This window comes from Variovorax sp. YR216, from assembly GCF_900107745.1.
In the GTDB taxonomy this organism is placed as follows: domain Bacteria; phylum Pseudomonadota; class Gammaproteobacteria; order Burkholderiales; family Burkholderiaceae_C; genus Variovorax.
The window spans coordinates 49,147-65,194 of the sequence record NZ_FNRO01000028.1 but is presented as its reverse complement, the minus strand read 5'-3'; the positions used below and the strand labels follow the sequence as shown (position 1 = coordinate 65,194).

At 65.2% G+C, this 16,048-nt stretch carries 16 protein-coding genes; 4 read left to right on the top strand and 12 right to left on the bottom strand.

Annotated features, from left to right (window positions below):
* Nucleotides 1-741: 741 nt before the first annotated feature.
* The gene (locus BLW05_RS33760; protein WP_093169043.1) at nucleotides 742-1,293 is read left to right on the top strand and encodes a hypothetical protein; all 552 of its coding nucleotides are present in this window, start codon (nucleotides 742-744) and stop codon (nucleotides 1,291-1,293) included.
* A gap of 287 nt (nucleotides 1,294-1,580) precedes the next feature.
* A complete protein-coding gene (locus tag BLW05_RS33755) occupies nucleotides 1,581-2,330 on the top strand; it encodes an SDR family oxidoreductase (RefSeq protein ID WP_093169041.1) in 750 nt (249 codons plus the stop codon).
* Between the two features lie 20 nt (nucleotides 2,331-2,350).
* On the opposite strand, the gene BLW05_RS33750 is transcribed toward BLW05_RS33755, so the two are convergent.
* The 3 genes from BLW05_RS33750 to BLW05_RS33740 are packed head-to-tail and all read right to left on the bottom strand — an operon-like array spanning nucleotide 2,351 to nucleotide 4,765.
* The gene (locus BLW05_RS33750) at nucleotides 2,351-3,382 is read right to left on the bottom strand and encodes an aldo/keto reductase (RefSeq protein ID WP_093169039.1); all 1,032 of its coding nucleotides are present in this window, start codon (nucleotides 3,380-3,382) and stop codon (nucleotides 2,351-2,353) included.
* 38 nt (nucleotides 3,383-3,420) lie between these two features.
* On the bottom strand, nucleotides 3,421-3,780 hold the full coding sequence (locus BLW05_RS33745; RefSeq protein WP_093169038.1) for a cupin domain-containing protein: 360 nt from the start codon (nucleotides 3,778-3,780) through the stop codon (nucleotides 3,421-3,423).
* A gap of 13 nt (nucleotides 3,781-3,793) precedes the next feature.
* Nucleotides 3,794-4,765 carry a catalase family peroxidase gene (locus BLW05_RS33740; RefSeq protein ID WP_093169036.1) on the bottom strand — a complete coding sequence of 324 codons (972 nt, stop codon included), beginning with the start codon at nucleotides 4,763-4,765 and terminating at the stop codon, nucleotides 3,794-3,796.
* Between the two features lie 210 nt (nucleotides 4,766-4,975).
* On the opposite strand from BLW05_RS33740, the gene BLW05_RS33735 reads away from it, so the two are divergent.
* On the top strand, nucleotides 4,976-5,908 hold the full coding sequence (locus BLW05_RS33735; RefSeq protein ID WP_177142939.1) for an alpha/beta fold hydrolase: 933 nt from the start codon (nucleotides 4,976-4,978) through the stop codon (nucleotides 5,906-5,908).
* A gap of 30 nt (nucleotides 5,909-5,938) precedes the next feature.
* Nucleotides 5,939-6,289, top strand: coding sequence for a putative quinol monooxygenase (locus BLW05_RS33730; protein WP_093169032.1), 351 nt, complete (start codon nucleotides 5,939-5,941; stop codon nucleotides 6,287-6,289).
* A 6-nt stretch (nucleotides 6,290-6,295) separates the two neighbouring features.
* Here BLW05_RS33730 and BLW05_RS33725 read toward each other — a convergent pair whose 3' ends face one another.
* The 9 genes from BLW05_RS33725 to BLW05_RS33685 are packed head-to-tail and all read right to left on the bottom strand — an operon-like array spanning nucleotide 6,296 to nucleotide 15,874.
* A complete protein-coding gene (locus BLW05_RS33725) occupies nucleotides 6,296-7,840 on the bottom strand; it encodes a linalool dehydratase/isomerase domain-containing protein (RefSeq protein ID WP_177142938.1) in 1,545 nt (514 codons plus the stop codon).
* Nucleotides 7,841-7,858: 18 nt separating this feature from the next.
* Nucleotides 7,859-8,572 (bottom strand): ABC transporter ATP-binding protein, encoded by a 714-nt coding sequence (locus BLW05_RS33720; RefSeq protein WP_093169030.1) that lies wholly within the window; start codon nucleotides 8,570-8,572, stop codon nucleotides 7,859-7,861.
* The gene (locus BLW05_RS33715; RefSeq protein WP_093169028.1) at nucleotides 8,569-9,330 is read right to left on the bottom strand and encodes an ABC transporter ATP-binding protein; all 762 of its coding nucleotides are present in this window, start codon (nucleotides 9,328-9,330) and stop codon (nucleotides 8,569-8,571) included. Before BLW05_RS33715 ends, BLW05_RS33720 begins: the two co-directional genes overlap by 4 nt.
* Nucleotides 9,327-10,340, bottom strand: coding sequence for a branched-chain amino acid ABC transporter permease (locus BLW05_RS33710; protein ID WP_093169026.1), 1,014 nt, complete (start codon nucleotides 10,338-10,340; stop codon nucleotides 9,327-9,329). Before BLW05_RS33710 ends, BLW05_RS33715 begins: the two co-directional genes overlap by 4 nt.
* Complete coding sequence (locus BLW05_RS33705; RefSeq protein WP_093169024.1) at nucleotides 10,337-11,212, bottom strand: branched-chain amino acid ABC transporter permease; 876 nt, start codon at nucleotides 11,210-11,212, stop codon at nucleotides 10,337-10,339. Before BLW05_RS33705 ends, BLW05_RS33710 begins: the two co-directional genes overlap by 4 nt.
* Nucleotides 11,213-11,225: 13 nt before the next feature.
* Nucleotides 11,226-12,377, bottom strand: a complete 1,152-nt coding sequence (locus BLW05_RS33700; protein ID WP_093169022.1) for an ABC transporter substrate-binding protein — start codon at nucleotides 12,375-12,377, stop codon at nucleotides 11,226-11,228.
* 26 nt (nucleotides 12,378-12,403) lie between these two features.
* Entirely contained in the window at nucleotides 12,404-13,351 is a 948-nt protein-coding gene (locus BLW05_RS33695) for a zinc-dependent alcohol dehydrogenase (RefSeq protein ID WP_093169020.1), read from the bottom strand.
* A complete protein-coding gene (locus BLW05_RS33690) occupies nucleotides 13,348-14,145 on the bottom strand; it encodes an SDR family NAD(P)-dependent oxidoreductase (protein WP_093169018.1) in 798 nt (265 codons plus the stop codon). Before BLW05_RS33690 ends, BLW05_RS33695 begins: the two co-directional genes overlap by 4 nt.
* A gap of 1 nt (nucleotide 14,146) precedes the next feature.
* Complete coding sequence (locus BLW05_RS33685; RefSeq protein WP_093169016.1) at nucleotides 14,147-15,874, bottom strand: thiamine pyrophosphate-binding protein; 1,728 nt, start codon at nucleotides 15,872-15,874, stop codon at nucleotides 14,147-14,149.
* Nucleotides 15,875-16,048 lie beyond the last annotated feature (174 nt).

Below are 16,048 nucleotides of genomic sequence, written 5' to 3'. Positions count from 1 at the left end.
GAGGCAGGATTGCCTCGCCGCCAACGGTGGCGACAACCGGCTCACGAGGTGTCCATGGGATGCGCGAAGCGCCTACCGCGAGAGCGGTTTCGTTCCTCGCTGCATAACGGAAATTGACAGTTCAATCATCGAGACTCCCCGGAAACGCCTCGAGAACAGACGCTTTCGTGCGCCTAAACGGACGAAAAGCTGCGAAGGAAGGAGTACAGGGTGGGCTCCATCGATGTACGTGGTTTGGTCGTGACTCTCATCCCGTCAACGGACTACTGCTTGAGGATGCGACGTTCATGGCGTCGCTGGACCATTTCTATTGCTTCGCCCGCTTCGCCGGCCTGTGTCTTCTTCTGGTGCTGGCGGCAGGAACCTCTCATTGGCAGCAGAAAAACAGAGCAGCCGACGCCTCAGCTATTCCACCGAGCAGTCCTTGGAATCAGAATCTGAGGGCGTACCGTACTTGCTGGAAGATTCTCCCAGGATCAGCTATCGGATCCCTTTGCAAAGCGGGCCATTAACTTCACTGCGACCTATAGACGCCATCGCTGTTTCGTTCTCCCTCGCACAAAGCTACCAGGCACCACGGCAAGGTCGCCATGAGTGGATCGCTGACCGTCCGCTGGCACGGACTCAATTGCGGGTGATGCGAAGCCCATGCACTGGCCTATTCCGTTCCGCTTCAAGAGCCCCGAGCTTCTCAACCGAGGTTATCTCCTCTTGCCATGATGGGGGATTGCTCCATCGTGAATGATGGCGGCCAACCTCGCCCGCTTCTTGAAAGAATTGCCGCAGCGGGAGCGCGACGATAGGTGCATGTCATACCTCCACAGGCCCAATGATGACGGCACCACTCGACTCGCGCCGCGTCTCACGACGAGAAGAGTCACCCTGACTCTGCGTCAAGCTTTTGACCTCGATGAGTTGCCATCAGCCTATCGCCCAAGCGGGGGAGTCATCGACAGTGCTTCTCTGACCCGCCTCCTCGCGACGCGTTGGGAACAGCCCGTCTCAGTACTGGCGAAATGGATCGTCGCACGGCAGGTCATTCATTTCGGTTATCACGGCCAGCTCATGCTGCCCGTTTTCCAGTTCGATCTTCGGCGCCTCGAGATGCGTAAGGCCGTCGTCGAAACCATCGAGGCTCTGCACCTTCAAAATGCGGACGAGCTTGCGGGATGGTTCGCGAAGCCCAATCGCCTACTCTCGGGACTCTCGCCTGCAGAAGCGATCGCCGAAGATCCTTCGGATGTTCTCGCCGCCGCACGGTCGTTTCGATCCATCAACCATCAGGGAACTTGAATTTTGAAGTGCGACGCATCGACACAGAGCAGAGGTGACTGGGTCGACGATGTATGCCTCATGCCTCCTTTGGGCCGAGCGGTCGCTGCGCGGCCGACTGTGGACCAAAGCAACACGCAGCTGCGCTCCATTCCGATCTCCCGTCGGTACCCCCGAGTGTTCCGTTAAGACGTTCGAAGTTGTCGAACATGTCCATCGCGAAGCCGGTACGTCAAAAGCGCCTCGAAAGCCGACCATTCATCCACGGTGATTCCACCGCAACCCAACCGAACTCAACGGAGAACATCATGGAACGCTTTCAAGACAAGACAGTCCTCGTCACCGGCGGCACGAGCGGCATCGGCCTCGCTGCGGCCAAGGCCTTCATCGCGGAAGGTGCCCGCGTCGTCATCACCGGGCGCGACGCTGCCGCGCTGGACAAGGCGCAAACCGAACTCGGCCCGCGCGCCGTTGCCGTGCGCAACGACGCTGCCGCTTCCGGCGCCGCCAAGGAATTGGCCGCCGCGATCGCAGGCCACGGCCTGAAGCTCGACGCGGCATTCCTCAATGCCGGCGCAGCCAAGTTCGCGGGCCTTGCCGACGTGACCGAGGGCTTCTGGGACGACACCTTCAACACCAACGTGAAGGGCGTCTTCTTCCAGATCCAGGCCATCGCACCGCTGCTTGCACAAGGCGCGTCGATCGTGATCAACGGCTCGATCAACGCCCACATCGGCATGCCCAACACGGCGGTCTACGCCGCGAGCAAGGCAGCAGTCATCTCCCTGGCCAAGACGCTGTCGGCCGAGTTGCTGCCGCAGGGTGCGCGTGTGAACGTGGTGAGCCCGGGGCCTGTGAGCACGCCGCTCTACGGCAAGCTGGGGCTGGATGCAAGCACGCTGGAAGCCACTGCAGCGCAGATCCAGGCGCAAATCCCGCTCGGCCGGTTCGGCACGCCGGAAGAGCTTGCCTCGACCGTGCTGCATCTCTCCGCGTCGGAGTCGGCCTACATCGTCGGCACCGAGATCGTGGTGGACGGCGGCATGAGCCAGCTCTGAGTCGCACCGCGCGAGCGCACTCAGACCGGCGCCGGATTGCGCTCCGAGTACGTACCGCGCTGGTGCCAGTAGGGATAGGCCGGCGTGACGGCGCTGGCCGCATCGACTCTCGACACCTGTTCGGGCGTGAGCGACCAGCCGACAGCCCCGAGGTTGTCGCGAAGCTGCTGTTCGTTGCGCGCGCCGATGATCACGCTCGACACCGTGGGGCGCTGCAACAGCCAGTTGAGCGCGATCTGCGGTACGGACTTTCCGGTCTCCCGCGCGATCTCGTCGAGCACGTCGACGATGCGGAACAGATGGTCTTCAGACACGGGCGGCCCGTCTTCCGCGCTTCCCGGCAGCCGGCTGGTTTCGGGCTTCGGCTGCCCGCGGCGGATCTTGCCGGTCAGTCGGCCCCATCCCAGCGGACTCCAGACCACTGCGCCGACACCCTGGTCCTGTGCCAGCGGCATCAGCTCCCATTCATAGTCGCGACCGACCAGGGAGTAATAGGCCTGATGCGCCACATAGCGCGTCCAGCCGTGGCGCTCCGACGCCGCAAGGGACTTCATGAGGTGCCAGCCCGAGAAGTTCGAGACGCCGATGTAGCGCAACTTGCCCGCGCGCACCAGTTCGTCGAGCGTCGACAGCGTCTCTTCCACGGGAGTGCCTGCATCGAAGCCGTGCAGTTGCAGCAGATCGATGTAATCAGTTCCCAATCGGGCCAGGGCCTTGTCGACACCACGGATCAGGCTGTAGCGCGAAGACCCGATGTCGTTCGGCCCCGCGCCATGGCGGAAGGAGAGCTTGGTGGACAGGAGCAGCGAGTCCCGCTGCCGGCCCTTGATCGCCTCGCCGAGGATGGTTTCGGCGCTGCCGGCCGAATAGACGTCGGCGCTGTCGAACATGTTCACGCCCGATTCAAGGCACACGTCGATCAGCGAGCGGGCCTCTGCAACGTCGGTGTTGCCCCAGGCTGCGAAAAGGCGGCCCTTGCCGCCGAAGGTACCGGTGCCGAAGCTCAGTGCGGGTACGCGAAGGCCAGACTGGCCGAGATAGCGGTATTCCATTCCAAACTCCTTGGGGCTGGTTCTGGCGCCACAGACTATCAGGGTGAGTCGCTTGTGTCGCCGGTGCTGGCATCGCTCAGGACTACCGTCACCAGCGCCGAGGCATCCGCTTCGGCGGCAACATCGTGCAGCTCACCCCCTCGGAGAAACAGGATGTGACCGGCGTCGAGTCTTCGGGCACCGCTCTCCAAGCCGATCAGCAGCACCCCTTCGATGCAATGGACCGTAATTTCACCGGGAACCCTGTGAGGCGGCAGCTTCCTGCCGGCTGGCAGGACCAGCCGCAAGACCTCGAGCTGCCGCGACTTGAAGATTGCCGTCGTCTTGTGATCCGCAAGTGCCGAACGGAGCGGGCGAACATCGCAGGGCTCACCGGCGACTGCATGTGGAAGTGCCATGGCAGGATCCCGCCTACCCTGCGGCTTGCTCTCTGCGACGTCTTGCCAGGGAGATCCTGTATGTCGTCTCCCGCGCAGCAAAGATCTCATCCGGCGGATGGCTGATCCCCTCGGCAAGATTCGCAGGGTTGAAGAAGATCGCGTCGCACGACTCGCTCGGCTCCACTGCGGTGATCTCGATCGTGCCCAGCCGAATCGCTTCGCGAGTGTCTTCATCCGGCCAACGGACCGTGACATCCATCGTCGGATCGCCGGGCCGATCCAGCAGGGCCATCACATGAAACGCAGCCCGCCCCTCCGTGATTCGGCTTTCGAGATCCAGAGGGAGAAAGTCGGCCGGCTTCTGCTTCGCTTCATCGTCGGTAAGCGTGACCTCCGCATCGGCCGGAATCACCTTGAACTTGATAAAGCGGGTCTGTCCCGCGGCGTTCGTCGCCGGAAACGAATGAACTCCCCAATAGTTGGTCCCTGCAAAGCTGCCGGGGAGCGGCCTGGCAGCAACGAAGTTCGCCTGGTTCAGCGTCTCGGGATTGGCGGCGGAGAAAGCCTTGACCTTCTCCGGGTCCGGCGTGCCATCCGCACGCGGAACGCGCGCATTGAGAAACCCGAGCATCTGCTCCAGGGACTTGGCGAAATGCACCGGTGCGTTCTCGGTGAGGATGTCGGTGCTCGTCCCGTCGCCTTCGAGCCGGAAGCTGAAGCCCCGCAGCACAGCCTTGTTGGTGTCCGCGACCGAAGGGTTGCCTCCGCCCACCGAGAAGCGCGCCACGACACGCGCCGATCGGGTGAAGTTCAGGGAGCGGGTGACCTGCCCAGCCTCCGCCGAAGGCGTGTAGGTTCCCCGCACGCAAACACCCTTGGCGAAACTCGCGCGCGCCGCTCTTGGATTGCCCGCGACAGCCTTGAGCGCGTCGACGATCGACGCCGGAGTAGCAACGCCGCGCTCGCCAGCAGGCGGGTCATCGTGAATCGTCGAACTGCCCATTGCGTACCTCCTGAACTGGATGGCACGAGTCTGTCCCGGGATAGACAAAGGATATTGCTCACGACTGCTGCGTTTTGTCGTGACTTGCGCCTTGCAAGTCTGTCGGCAGTCCGTGATCGGATCGATCCAACGCTGCGCCTTTCTCGATAGAAGCTGTGGGCGCGAGGGCCGACCATGGTTGCCGATTCAACTCCCAGGTCCAGGCAACCCATGAAAGCTCCTATTGCTGCGCTACTTTCGGTTCTGATCTGCATGGCCTCCGCATCGGCACCCGCACGATCACCCGATGAATCCCTCGTCGTTGCCAACCACGTCGCGGAGGCCAACGGCGTCAAGCTGCACTACCTCGAAGCGGGCCAGGGGCCTGATACGCCCGTCGTGCTCTTGCATGGCTATGCTGAGACGAGCCACATGTGGCTGCCGCTCATACCGCGCCTTGCCACGACACGCACCGTGATTGCACCCGACTTGCGCGGGGCAGGCGACTCCTCGCAGCCGGATTCGGGCTACGACAAGAAGACTTTGGCGCAGGACATCCATGCGTTGGTGGCTTCGCTCGGCTTCAAGCGCGTCAAGCTCGTGGGCCACGACATCGGTCTGATGGTTGCTTACGCCTATGCGTCGCAGTACCCCGACGAGGTCGAGAGCATTGCACTGATGGATGCCTTCCTGCCCGGGGTGGGCGACTGGCAGAAGGTCTGGCTATTGCGCGACAAATGGCATTTCAACTTCTACGGCGAAACGCCGGAGAAACTCGTGAGGGGTCGTGAACGCATCTATCTCGAACACTTCTGGAACGATTTCGCGGCAGATCCCAAGCATTCGGTCTCCGAGACCGATCGGCGCTACTACACAAGGCAGTACGCGCAACCCGGTGCGATGCGCGCGACCTTCAAGTACTTCCAGGCTTTCGAGCAGGACGCCCAGGACTTCGCCGAGTTCGCGAAGACCCCGTTGCCGATGCCAATGCTGGTGCTCGGCGGCGAGAAAGCTTCCGGCCAATTCCTGATCACGCAGGCACGCCTGGTCGCTACGCACGTCGAAGGGGTCGTCGTACCGGGCTCAGGACACTGGCTGATGGAAGAGGCGCCACAACAGACGATGGATGCGCTGACACGCTTCCTGAACAGCAGCGCCCCGTGAGTGTTCAATCAATCCGATGCGAGGTGACTCATGAACGATCCCGCCGCTTCCACATCCACGGCCCGTGTTTCCTTCATCGTCTACCTGCCGGTGAAGCCCGAGGCGCGAGAGCGCATGCGCGAGATGATGTTCGAGGTGCTCGAGGCCATGTCAGCGGAGCCCGACTTCATCAACACGTGGGCTCACGAGGATCTCGATGACCCCAACCTGATCGTCAACTACGAGACCTGGGCGTGCACGCGCGAGGAGTTCCTGTCGCGCCACCTCGCCAAGCCCTACCGCCAGCCGTTAGAGGCCGCGCTGCCGGAGTTGCTGTCAGGGCCCCGGCGGATCGTCTTCCTCAAACCGCTTCGGGGATTCGCGCCGCAAGGACAAGGATGACGCGCCCTACGACTCGAACTGCATCACGAAGCTCGCCGGGTCGGCCTGCGCGATCAGGATTTCGATTCCTTCATCGACCGGCCGGATGACGAAGCCGTTCGACGAATCGATGCGGCCCGCGGAGCCTCGCGCCACCACCACGCCATCGCAGCTCAGCACCCACCGTCCCCGCGCGGAGAGCCTGCCAATGACCACCCCAGACTCGGACGGCCCCATCGACGAGCGCCGCAATGCAAACCGGAGTTGCCGCGCGTCCGCGTCGAATCGCGCCTGCAGCACATCGATGCCATCGTCGACGCGGACCAGTGCGGGCTGGCTGAAGTGCGCCGCGTCCCAAGGCTCGTTGTAGAGCCGCCAGAGCCCGTCGGGCACGTTGAGTGACGCATAGGCCAGCAGTACGTTGCCGGCCATCGGCTCGACCAGCGTCCGGTTGCCTTCGGCGTCTTCGAGCGTGTCGTTGCGCGGGAAGTAGAGTCCATCGTCCCGCCATGTCGGCTGCATGTACCGGTCCGCATGCGACAGCAGGCCGGCCAGCGTGTCGGCATCGCCCATCTCCGACGCCCAAGTAGCGGCCCAGGCGAAGTCGGAGTCGTCGTTGACGATCTTCTGTCCCATGACCTCGGGTCTCACGGACGACCGGACGGACAGCGCCCCATCGCGTCCGGCCACCAGCCAGTCGCGCATCTGGGCCGGGTAATGCGTGTGCACGAAGTCGCGGTTCCACATGTTCATCAGCGTGCCGCACCACGCGTCCACCCACACCGCCTTGCCCAGATTCGGGCGCACCGTCTTCGTGTCCTGCGACATCATGATGTGGAAGTGCCCGTTGTCCCCCACGTGGCCGAACTGCGCCCAGGCCTGCTGGTAGGCCGCGGTCACCTCGGCCGCAGTCGAGCCGCCGGTGACGAGGTCATGCATGCGAAAGCCGAGGATCGCCGGCTGGTTGCAGATCTGGAAGACGCAATTGGGTTCGCAGGCCACGCCTAGGTAGCCGCTCTCGACCATCTGCCAGTAGATGTGCTCGTTGAGACTGTTCTCGTCGTACTCGAAGCGTCGCTCCCCGCCGCCCCAGAAGTACGACCAGTACTTGAACGTCAGTGCACCAGGCGCGGCATAGCGCGCATCGTCGAACAGGTAGTGATACAGCAACGCCATCGACTGCACGTAGGCGCTGTACATGATGTTGTCGCGGCCGACCGGGTTCCAGTCCTCGGTGTAGTTGTGCGACAGGTGCGCATTGAAGATGCTGCCGCCACGCCCCACGCGCGCCCAGTACATCCAGACTTCTGGCAGCAGCATCTTGTCCATGAGCCGCTCGAACACCGGCCTGAAGGCACCCGGTGCAGCCGGCAAGCGGTGCCGGTGGGCGAGGGCCAGCGCGTAGGCCATGTAGGCGAGCTGGAAACGGTAACCGCCGAAGTCATCCTGCCCGGCGCCGCGGCCCTGCATCAGCGACCAGTCATTCACCGGCTGGCGCGAGAGATTGGCGAAGTGCCTCAGGTGACCGGCCTGCCGGTCGGTGAGCGTTTCGGGAATGGCGAGCGCGTTCATGGTGTCTCCTTCTTCGCGTCACATGCCGAGGTAGGCGGACTGCACCGCCGGGTCGGCCAGCAGCGCGCGGCCGTCACCCGACAGTGTCACGCGACCGGTCTCGATCACATAGCCCCGGTCGGCGATCGAAAGCGCCGCCTGCGCATTCTGCTCGACGAGCAGCGTGGTCATGCCCTGCTCTCGCAGGCGCCGGATCACACCGAAGATCTCCTCGACGATCAGCGGTGCGAGGCCCATCGAGGGCTCGTCCAGCAACAGGAGGCGCGGCCGGCCCATGAGCGCACGCGCCATCGCGAGCATCTGCTGCTGGCCGCCGGAGAGCGTGCCCGCCGCGCGATGGCGGAACTCGCCGAGGATCGGGAACAGCGCATACATCTCCGCGAGATCGCCGCGGATGCCGGCAGTGTCCTGGCGCACGAAGGCTCCGAGGCGCAGGTTGTCTTCCACGCTCATCGGGCCGAACACCTGCCGGCCTTCCGGCACCTGGCAGATGCCCTGGCGAACCCGCCCGGCGGCTGATTGGCGCACGATCTCGCGGCCGTCGAAGCGCAAGGCTCCGCCGGAGACAGGTTGCACGCCGGAAATGCAGCGCAGCAGGCTCGTCTTGCCCGCGCCGTTGGCGCCGACCAGCGCGACGAGCTCGCCCTTGCGCACTTCGAGCTCGATACCGTGCAGCGCCTGGATGCGGCCGTAGTGGCTGGCGAGGCCGCGGACTTCGAGAAGGCTGTTCATGCGGCCGCTCCCAGGTAGGCAGAGATCACATCGGGATGGTTGCGGATCTCTTCGGTCGTTCCCAATGCCAATCGCTGGCCATAGTGGAGCACCAAGATGCGATCCGACGCGCCCATGATGAGCTTCATGTCATGCTCGACAAGCACGACCGTCGTTCCCCTTTCCGCGATGCGGCGGATGAGCAACTCGATCTCTGCGGTCTCCGTGTGGTTCAACCCGGCGGCCGGCTCGTCCATGAGCAGCAGTCGCGGCGATGCCGCGAGCGCACGTGCAATCTCCAGCCGCTTGAGCGCACCGTAGGGCAACTGGCTGGCCTGCGAGCGCGCGTACTGTGCGACACCGGTGAACTCCATGAGATCGAGCGCCCGCTCGCGGCATGCGGCATCCGCTCGTCGCATCGAAGGCAGCCGCAGCATGCCGCCGAGCAGACCCGACGCCAGTGACAGGTGCGCACCGATCACCACGTTGTCGACCGCACTCATGTTCATGCAGACCTGCAGGTTCTGGAACGTCCGACTCAGTCCCTGCACGGCGAGGCGCTCCGGCGTGCAACCTTCGACGCGCTGGCCGAAGAGCTCGATGCTGCCGCTGTCAGGTGCGTAGATCCCTGTCACCAGGTTGATCAGGGTCGTCTTGCCTGCACCGTTGGGGCCGATGATGGCGTGGACCGTGCCGGGATGGACATCGAAGCAGAGGTCCTGGATGGCCTTCACCCCACCGAAGGATTTCGACAGTCCTTTCACGTTGAGCGCGTTCATGCCTGGCTCCCCCGAGCGCCGCAGGCCGAGCCTGATTCCTCGGGGGCCTCGCTCTGCTTGGCCCGCGCCGCGCCGGCAACGCGGCCCGCGAAAGCCGCTTGCAGCGAAGGCACGATGCCAGCGCGCATGAAGATCATGGCCCCGGTCAGGATGACGCCGAGCAGCAGCGTCTCCCACGACTCGAAGGCGTGCAGCAACTGCGGCAGCAGCGTGACGATGCCCGCCCCGACGATGGAGCCGAACACCGATGCCGTTCCGCCGAGGACCACCATCATCACGAACTCCACCGAACGCCCGAGCCCCGCCGCGGCGGGCGTAAGAAAGCCCACATAGTGGGCCATGAGGCTGCCCATCAAGCTCGCAACAACGGCCGACAACACGAACACGCGCGTCTTGAAGCGCGCCGCGTCGATGCCGACGATGCGGGCGGCGACCTCCGAGCCGCGGATGGCCTGCAGCGCGCGACCGGCGGGCGACTGCACCAGGTTGAGTGCGCCCCAGGTCACGATGATCAGCAACACCGCCACCAGCACGTACCACGCAGGCTCGCCCGAAAGAGTGAAGCCGAAAGCCGCAAGTGGCGCGACCGCCATGCCGTCGGAGCCGCCCGTCCAGCGGGTTTCGTTGTTGAAGACGATGGTCGCGATGAGCCCGAGCGAGAGGGTCGCCATCGCCAGGTGGTGTCCCGACAGCCGCAGGATCGGCCGCGCGATCACGAAGGCCAGCGCGCCCGTCGCCGCGGCGCCTGCCACCAATGCCGCGAGCGGCGACCAGTCGAAGTGCGTGGTCAGGATCGCCGAAGCGTAGGCGCCGAATCCGAAGAAGGCCGCATGCCCGAGACTGATCTGGCCCGCGTATCCGAACAGCAGGTTCAATCCGATCACCACGACCGCGTTGATCGCGATGCGGATCGCAAGGTCGTACGCAAAGCTGTCCGGCCCGAACCACGGGAACGCGAGCAGCACGACGGCAAGAACGCCGAGGCCGGCGCGACGGGATTGCAGTGTCATACGCGCTCCGTGACTCTTGCGCCGAAGAGGCCGCGCGGCATGAACATCAGCACCAGCAGGATCAGCACGAATGCAACGGCGTCCTTGTAGGCGGCCGAAACATAGCCGGCCGCCATGGCCTCCATCACTCCCAACGCGAGACCGCCCGCGATGGCGCCCGGCCCGCTGCCGATGCCGCCCAGCGCGGCGGCGGCGAAGCCCTTGAGGCCCAGCACGACGCCGGCGTCGTAGCTCGTGAAGGTGATCGGCGCGGTGATGACACCACCGATGGCACCGAGCGCGCCCGACAGCGCGAACGAGGCCAGCAGCACGCGGTTCGTGCTCACGCCCACCAATTCCGCCGCGAGGCGATTGTGCGAAGTCGCCAGCATCGCCTTGCCGGACACCGTGCGGCCGAAGTACCAGGCGAGCGCCATGACGACCAGCAGCGTGACACCGAACACCCAGAGGCTTTGCGGGACAAGCGTCGCACCGCCCACGCGGATCGGCGCATCACCTGAGAACGCGGCCAGCGTGTGATTGCCCTTGCCGAGCGCGACTTGCACCGCACCGCGAATCACGAGTGCGACGCCCAGCGTGACGATCAGGAGCGTGACCAGCGGCGCGCCACGCGCAGGCCGGATGGCCAGTCGCTCCATGCCCATCCCCGCGACCACCGACACCACGATCGCTAGAGCAATCGCCATCGGCAGGCCGATGCCCGCCTCCGTCAGCGCGGACGCGGTCATTGCGCCGAGCATGATGAATTCGCCCTGCGCGAAGTTCACGATGTGACTGGCGTTGTAGATCAACGCATAGCCCAGGGCCGCGAGTGCGTACATCGCGCCAACGGTCAGGCCGGAGAAAAGGAACTGCAGCAGTTCGGAGGCCATGGGAGCTCCCGGTCTACTTCACGAGCTCGAACCGGCCGTTGCGCACTTCGACGATGCGCAACGATTCCGGCTTCAGCCCATTGTGGTCGGAGCTGGACATGGTGAAGATGCCGTTCAGCCCGACCAGGCCCTTCGTGGCCTCGATCGCATCGCGCACCTTCGCTCGGTCCGTCCCGCCGGCGCGCTGGATCGCGTCGACGGCGATCGCCAGGGCGTCGGCGATGTTGCCGCCGAACGGCGACGCGTCAGCCTTGTAGGCTTCCTTGTAGGTTCGGTAGTAGTCCAGCGACGGCTTCTTCTGCGGATCGCTTCCGGGCAGTGCGTCTGGCACGACGAAGCCCGTGGTCGGCATGCGAACGCCCTCGGTCGCCGGGCCGCCGAGCTTGATGAACTCCCGGTTCACCGCCGCATGCGGCATGTACACCGGCAGCTTCATTCCCATCTGCGCGTAGTTCTTGATCGCCACCGCCGGGCTGGTGCCCGCACCGCAGAAGATCAGCATGGCCTGCGTGTCCTTCAGGTTGCGCAGCCGCGTGAGCTGCGGCGTGATGTCCGTGTCCTTCGCGCCGTAGGTCTCCTCGCCGACCACCGTGATGCCGAACTTACCGGCGGCAGCGTTCACTTCCTTCTTGCCGGATTGCCCGAAGCCGCTGGTTTCCGTCAGCATCGCGATCCGCTGGATACCGCGCTCCTTCATGTCCTGAAGGATGCGCTCCGCCACCATGCGGTCCGAATGCGGGGTCTTGAAGACCCATTTCTTCACGGGATCGACCAGCGACAAGCTACCGCCCGTCGAGACAAAAGGCACGCCCGCACGTTCTGCATAGGGCACCATCGCGAGTGCCGGCGGCGACACGGTGCCACCCAGAAGCACATCGACCTTGTCGGATTCGATGAGCCGCTTCGCGAACGTGTTGGCGTTGTTGGGGTCCGACTGGTCGTCGTACACGGTGAGCGCGATCTTGCGACCCAGCACGCCGCCCTGCTCGTTGAGCTGCTTGACGTGCAATTCGAGAGTCTTTTGCTGGGGATCGCCAATGAAGCCCACCGGCCCTGTAGCGGAAAGCACCGCGCCAATGCGGATCGGCTCCCCTTGTGCATGCGCTCCGGCGGCGGCCAGGCCGGCGGCCGCGAGCGCGGCCGCGCGGATCAATCGACTGAACATGGTTTCGTCTCCTTGGATGTTTCGAATCAGGCGCGCATGCGCATCTGCAACTTAATATGCCCGGGCGGCGAACGCCCTTCGATCAGTGCGGTGAACAAGCCCTCGGCTTCACCGAAAGGCACGGTGTGGACCCAGCGCGTGTCCAGGTCCGGGAGCATCGCGACGGCTTCGCGGAACTCGTCCGGCGTGTAGCCGAACGAGCCCTTGAGGGTGCGCTCGCCGCCAATCAGCGGACCCGCGGGCACCGAAAGATCGGCGCTGTGCAGGCCCACGAGCACTGCAGTACCGCCGGCGCGGGTCTTCATCGCCGCGTCTCGCCGAGTTGCGACGGCGCCCACGGTGTCGTAGACGACGTCGTACACGCCGCCGATGCTCTCCACGGTGCTGTCGGCGCCGAGTTCGCGCGCGAAGGCCAGGCGTTCGTCGGACAGGTCGGCGACCATGATGTTCGCGACGCCGAAGCGCTTGAGAACGAAAAGCATCGACAAGCCGATGGCGCCTGCCCCGATGATCGCGACCGGCCCACGGGGCTCAGGCGCGAGCCGGAAGGCATGCAGCGCAGTCGCGATCGGGTCTGCCATTGCAGCCTGAGCGGCCGTGGTGTCGCCCGCCGGCACGAGGTTGGCTTCGGGCACCGCCACTGATTCCGCGAACCCACCGCCTCGGTGGACACCGATGACTTCGCGGCGTTCGCAAAGATGCGGACGGCCTTCCTCGCAGGCACGGCAGCGTCCGCAAGCGAGCAGCGGATTGACGATGACGCGCTCGCCTGTGTCCTGGCGCAGCCCGACGAACTCGTGGCCGAGCGTGACCGGCGCATTCGCCTTCGGCCGCTCGTCGCGCACGACGCACAGGTCGGTGCCGCAGATGCCCGCCTGCAGGACGGTGACCATCACTTCGCCGGCACGCGGAAGCGGCGAGGCCACGTTCAGTTGACGCACCTTCGCGTCGCCGAGATAGACCAACGCCTTCATGCGGCCGCTCCTGCGCGCCGCGACGCGAGGCTGGGGTAGCGCATCATCGATGCACCGCCGTCGACGTAGAGCGTCTGCCCCGTGACGTACGCGGCATCGTCGCTCGCGAGAAAAGCGACCGCGGCCGCGATGTCCTCTGGCCGCGCGGGCCGACCGGCCGGGATGTTGTCGAGGAACGCATCGCGCGCAGAAGGGTTCGCGAGCAGGCGCGCCACCATCGGCGTGTCAGTGAGGCCCGGTCCGACAGCCGCGACGCGGATGCCGTAGGGTGCGAGCTCGAGCGCCGCGACGCGGCTGAGCATGTCGACCCCTGCCTTGGCCGCGCAGTAGGCCGCAAGGCCTTCCCCGGGCTGCTGCGCATTGGTCGATGCGATGTTGACGATCACGGCTGGGCCGCCCTGCGCAATCATCTGGCGCGCCTGCGCCTGGGATGACACGAAGACGCCGGTCAGGCACACGTCCATCACGCGCTGCCAGGTTTCCATCTGGGTGTCGACCAGCAGGCTGCTGGCGCCGACGCCTGCGGCATTGACCGCGATGTCGAGACGCCCGAAGCGCTCCACGACTTCCGCGACCGCGCGCTGCATGTCCTCCACATTGGCGACGTCGGCCGCCACTGCATAGGCGTCGTCACCGATCGCGGTCGCCGTCGCGTTCGCAGCGGCTGCGTCGCGGTCGAGCGCGACGATCCTCGCGCCTTCTTCGGCGAGGCGCGTGCAGATGGCGTGGCCGATGCCGGAGCCCGCGCCTGTGACGAGTGCAACGCGCCCTTCGAGTCGATTGACGTGGATCATCTCAGGCCTCCAGGTCGTCGGCATAGGGAACGAAGTTGCGGGACGCGTCCTGCTCCGCCATGCGCCCGACGAATCGCTGGGTGATGGGATGCATCACGCCCGGGTCCGTCATCACATTGACGCACGCCGGCTTGTTCGAGGCCAGCGCGCGCTCGATGGCCGCGTCGAGATCCGCCACGTCTTCGACAAACTCGGCGTGGCAGCCGAAGCCTGCCGCAGCCTGGTCGTAGCGTGTGCGGCCGAGCTCGCTCACCATGCGCTTGCCTTCGCCGTACATCAGGTCCTGCCCATGGGCGGACATGCCCCACATCTGGTCGTTGTTGACCACCACCACCACCGGCAAGCCATGCCGCACGAACGTGTCGAACTCGGCGAAATTGAAGCCGAGCGAACCGTCGCCCGTGAAGCAGACCACGCGCCGGCCCGGATTGGCGACCTGCGCGCCGACAGCCAGCGGGAGTCCTTCGCCCATCGAGCCGACATACCCATGTCCCAGCCAGCGGCCGGGCGCATCGCTATGTGCCGTCATGTCGATCCAGGAGTGCGATTCGCCACCATCCAGGCAAACGACGGCGTCGCGCGGGATTGCGTTTGCCACTGCCAGTGCAAGGCGGTACGGATGCACCGCGCCACGCTCGCTCTTGGCAGCAGCGGCGAAATTCTGCTTCGATGCCGAGCCCACCGCGCACAGGCGAGTGGCCCAGTCACGCGTGTCCGGTAGCGGATTGCGCTCGGTGGCCTGCAGCAGCGCGCGCAGGGTTTCACCGCAGTCGGCGATCACGGCGAGGTCGGCTTCGCGGATACGGCCGATGTCGCCGCCCTCGATGTCGACCTGCACGATCTTCGCTTCAGGTGGTAGGAAGGACTTGCGTCGGCCACCGGTGTAGATGCCGAAGCGCGCGCCGAGCACAAGCAGCAGATCGGGCACGAGGCCCTGCCCCCGCGCAGGCGCGAGCGTGGCATAGCCGCGACCCCAGAGCGGGTGATCGGTCGGCAGGATGCCGCGCGACTTGCCGTTGGTAAGCACCGGAATGCCCGAGCGCTCGGCAAACGCGCGCAACTCCTTCGCGCAACCCGAATAGAGCGTGCCACCGCCCGCGAGGATCACCGGCCGTTCCGCGCCTCGCAGCATTTCCACGATCCGGTCCACGGCCTGTGCGTTCGGCGCGGGGCGCGCTGGCGCGACGTCTCCATCCAGATGGCGCACCTCTGCTTCTTCGATGCGGCCGAACATGATGTCGATCGGCACCTCGACGTACACCGGGCCGGGCTTGCCGCTGCCTGCCTTGCGGATCGCCTGCCCGAGCAAGTCCGCGAGGCGGTTGATGTGAGGGACTTGAACGGCCCACTTCGTGATCGCGCGCATCACAGCCATCTGGTCGACGCCGCCATTGACCGGCAGCGCATCGACGTCCTGCAACGCGGGGGCGCCGCCGATGATCAGCATCGGCACGCAATCCGCGAGTGCATTGGCCACGGGCGAGACCACATTCGTGATGCCGCCTCCCGCTGTGACCATCGCCAGCCCGACCCGCCCGCTGCTGCGCGCATAGGCCGATGCCGCGAAGCCCGCCGCTTGCTCGTGCCGCGTGTCGATCACGCGCATGCCCGCATCGCGTGCGGCCTGATAGGCCGCATCCAGATGACCGCCATGCAGCGTGAATGCCGTATCGATTCCGAAGCGCCGCAGCACTTCCACAAGGACCTGACCGCCGTTGAGTTTCGCCAAGAGAATTCTCCAGAGTGAGCCGCAACGGGTGCGGCTCGAGAAAGAAGGACGGCTCGTGTTGAAAGCTATCCGCGTTGGCCGAACTATATTTAAACGCGTTCAATTATCCACTTAGCGTTTACCCTGACCTGCCACTTTCTGGCTGGTGCGGCTAGGCTCGCCGTAGGGTCAGCG

Bases quoted from the DNA above. Each gene is read 5' to 3' on its own strand.
- BLW05_RS33760 (WP_093169043.1), top strand. From the start codon at position 742: ATGATGGCGGCCAACCTCGCCCGCTTCTTGAAAGAATTGCCGCAGCGG.
- BLW05_RS33755 (WP_093169041.1), top strand. From the start codon at position 1,581: ATGGAACGCTTTCAAGACAAGACAGTCCTCGTCACCGGCGGCACGAGC.
- BLW05_RS33750 (WP_093169039.1), bottom strand. From the start codon at position 3,382: ATGGAATACCGCTATCTCGGCCAGTCTGGCCTTCGCGTACCCGCACTG.
- BLW05_RS33745 (WP_093169038.1), bottom strand. From the start codon at position 3,780: ATGGCACTTCCACATGCAGTCGCCGGTGAGCCCTGCGATGTTCGCCCG.
- BLW05_RS33740 (WP_093169036.1), bottom strand. From the start codon at position 4,765: ATGGGCAGTTCGACGATTCACGATGACCCGCCTGCTGGCGAGCGCGGC.
- BLW05_RS33735 (WP_177142939.1), top strand. From the start codon at position 4,976: ATGAAAGCTCCTATTGCTGCGCTACTTTCGGTTCTGATCTGCATGGCC.
- BLW05_RS33730 (WP_093169032.1), top strand. From the start codon at position 5,939: ATGAACGATCCCGCCGCTTCCACATCCACGGCCCGTGTTTCCTTCATC.
- BLW05_RS33725 (WP_177142938.1), bottom strand. From the start codon at position 7,840: ATGAACGCGCTCGCCATTCCCGAAACGCTCACCGACCGGCAGGCCGGT.
- BLW05_RS33720 (WP_093169030.1), bottom strand. From the start codon at position 8,572: ATGAACAGCCTTCTCGAAGTCCGCGGCCTCGCCAGCCACTACGGCCGC.
- BLW05_RS33715 (WP_093169028.1), bottom strand. From the start codon at position 9,330: ATGAACGCGCTCAACGTGAAAGGACTGTCGAAATCCTTCGGTGGGGTG.
- BLW05_RS33710 (WP_093169026.1), bottom strand. From the start codon at position 10,340: ATGACACTGCAATCCCGTCGCGCCGGCCTCGGCGTTCTTGCCGTCGTG.
- BLW05_RS33705 (WP_093169024.1), bottom strand. From the start codon at position 11,212: ATGGCCTCCGAACTGCTGCAGTTCCTTTTCTCCGGCCTGACCGTTGGC.
- BLW05_RS33700 (WP_093169022.1), bottom strand. From the start codon at position 12,377: ATGTTCAGTCGATTGATCCGCGCGGCCGCGCTCGCGGCCGCCGGCCTG.
- BLW05_RS33695 (WP_093169020.1), bottom strand. From the start codon at position 13,351: ATGAAGGCGTTGGTCTATCTCGGCGACGCGAAGGTGCGTCAACTGAAC.
- BLW05_RS33690 (WP_093169018.1), bottom strand. From the start codon at position 14,145: ATGATCCACGTCAATCGACTCGAAGGGCGCGTTGCACTCGTCACAGGC.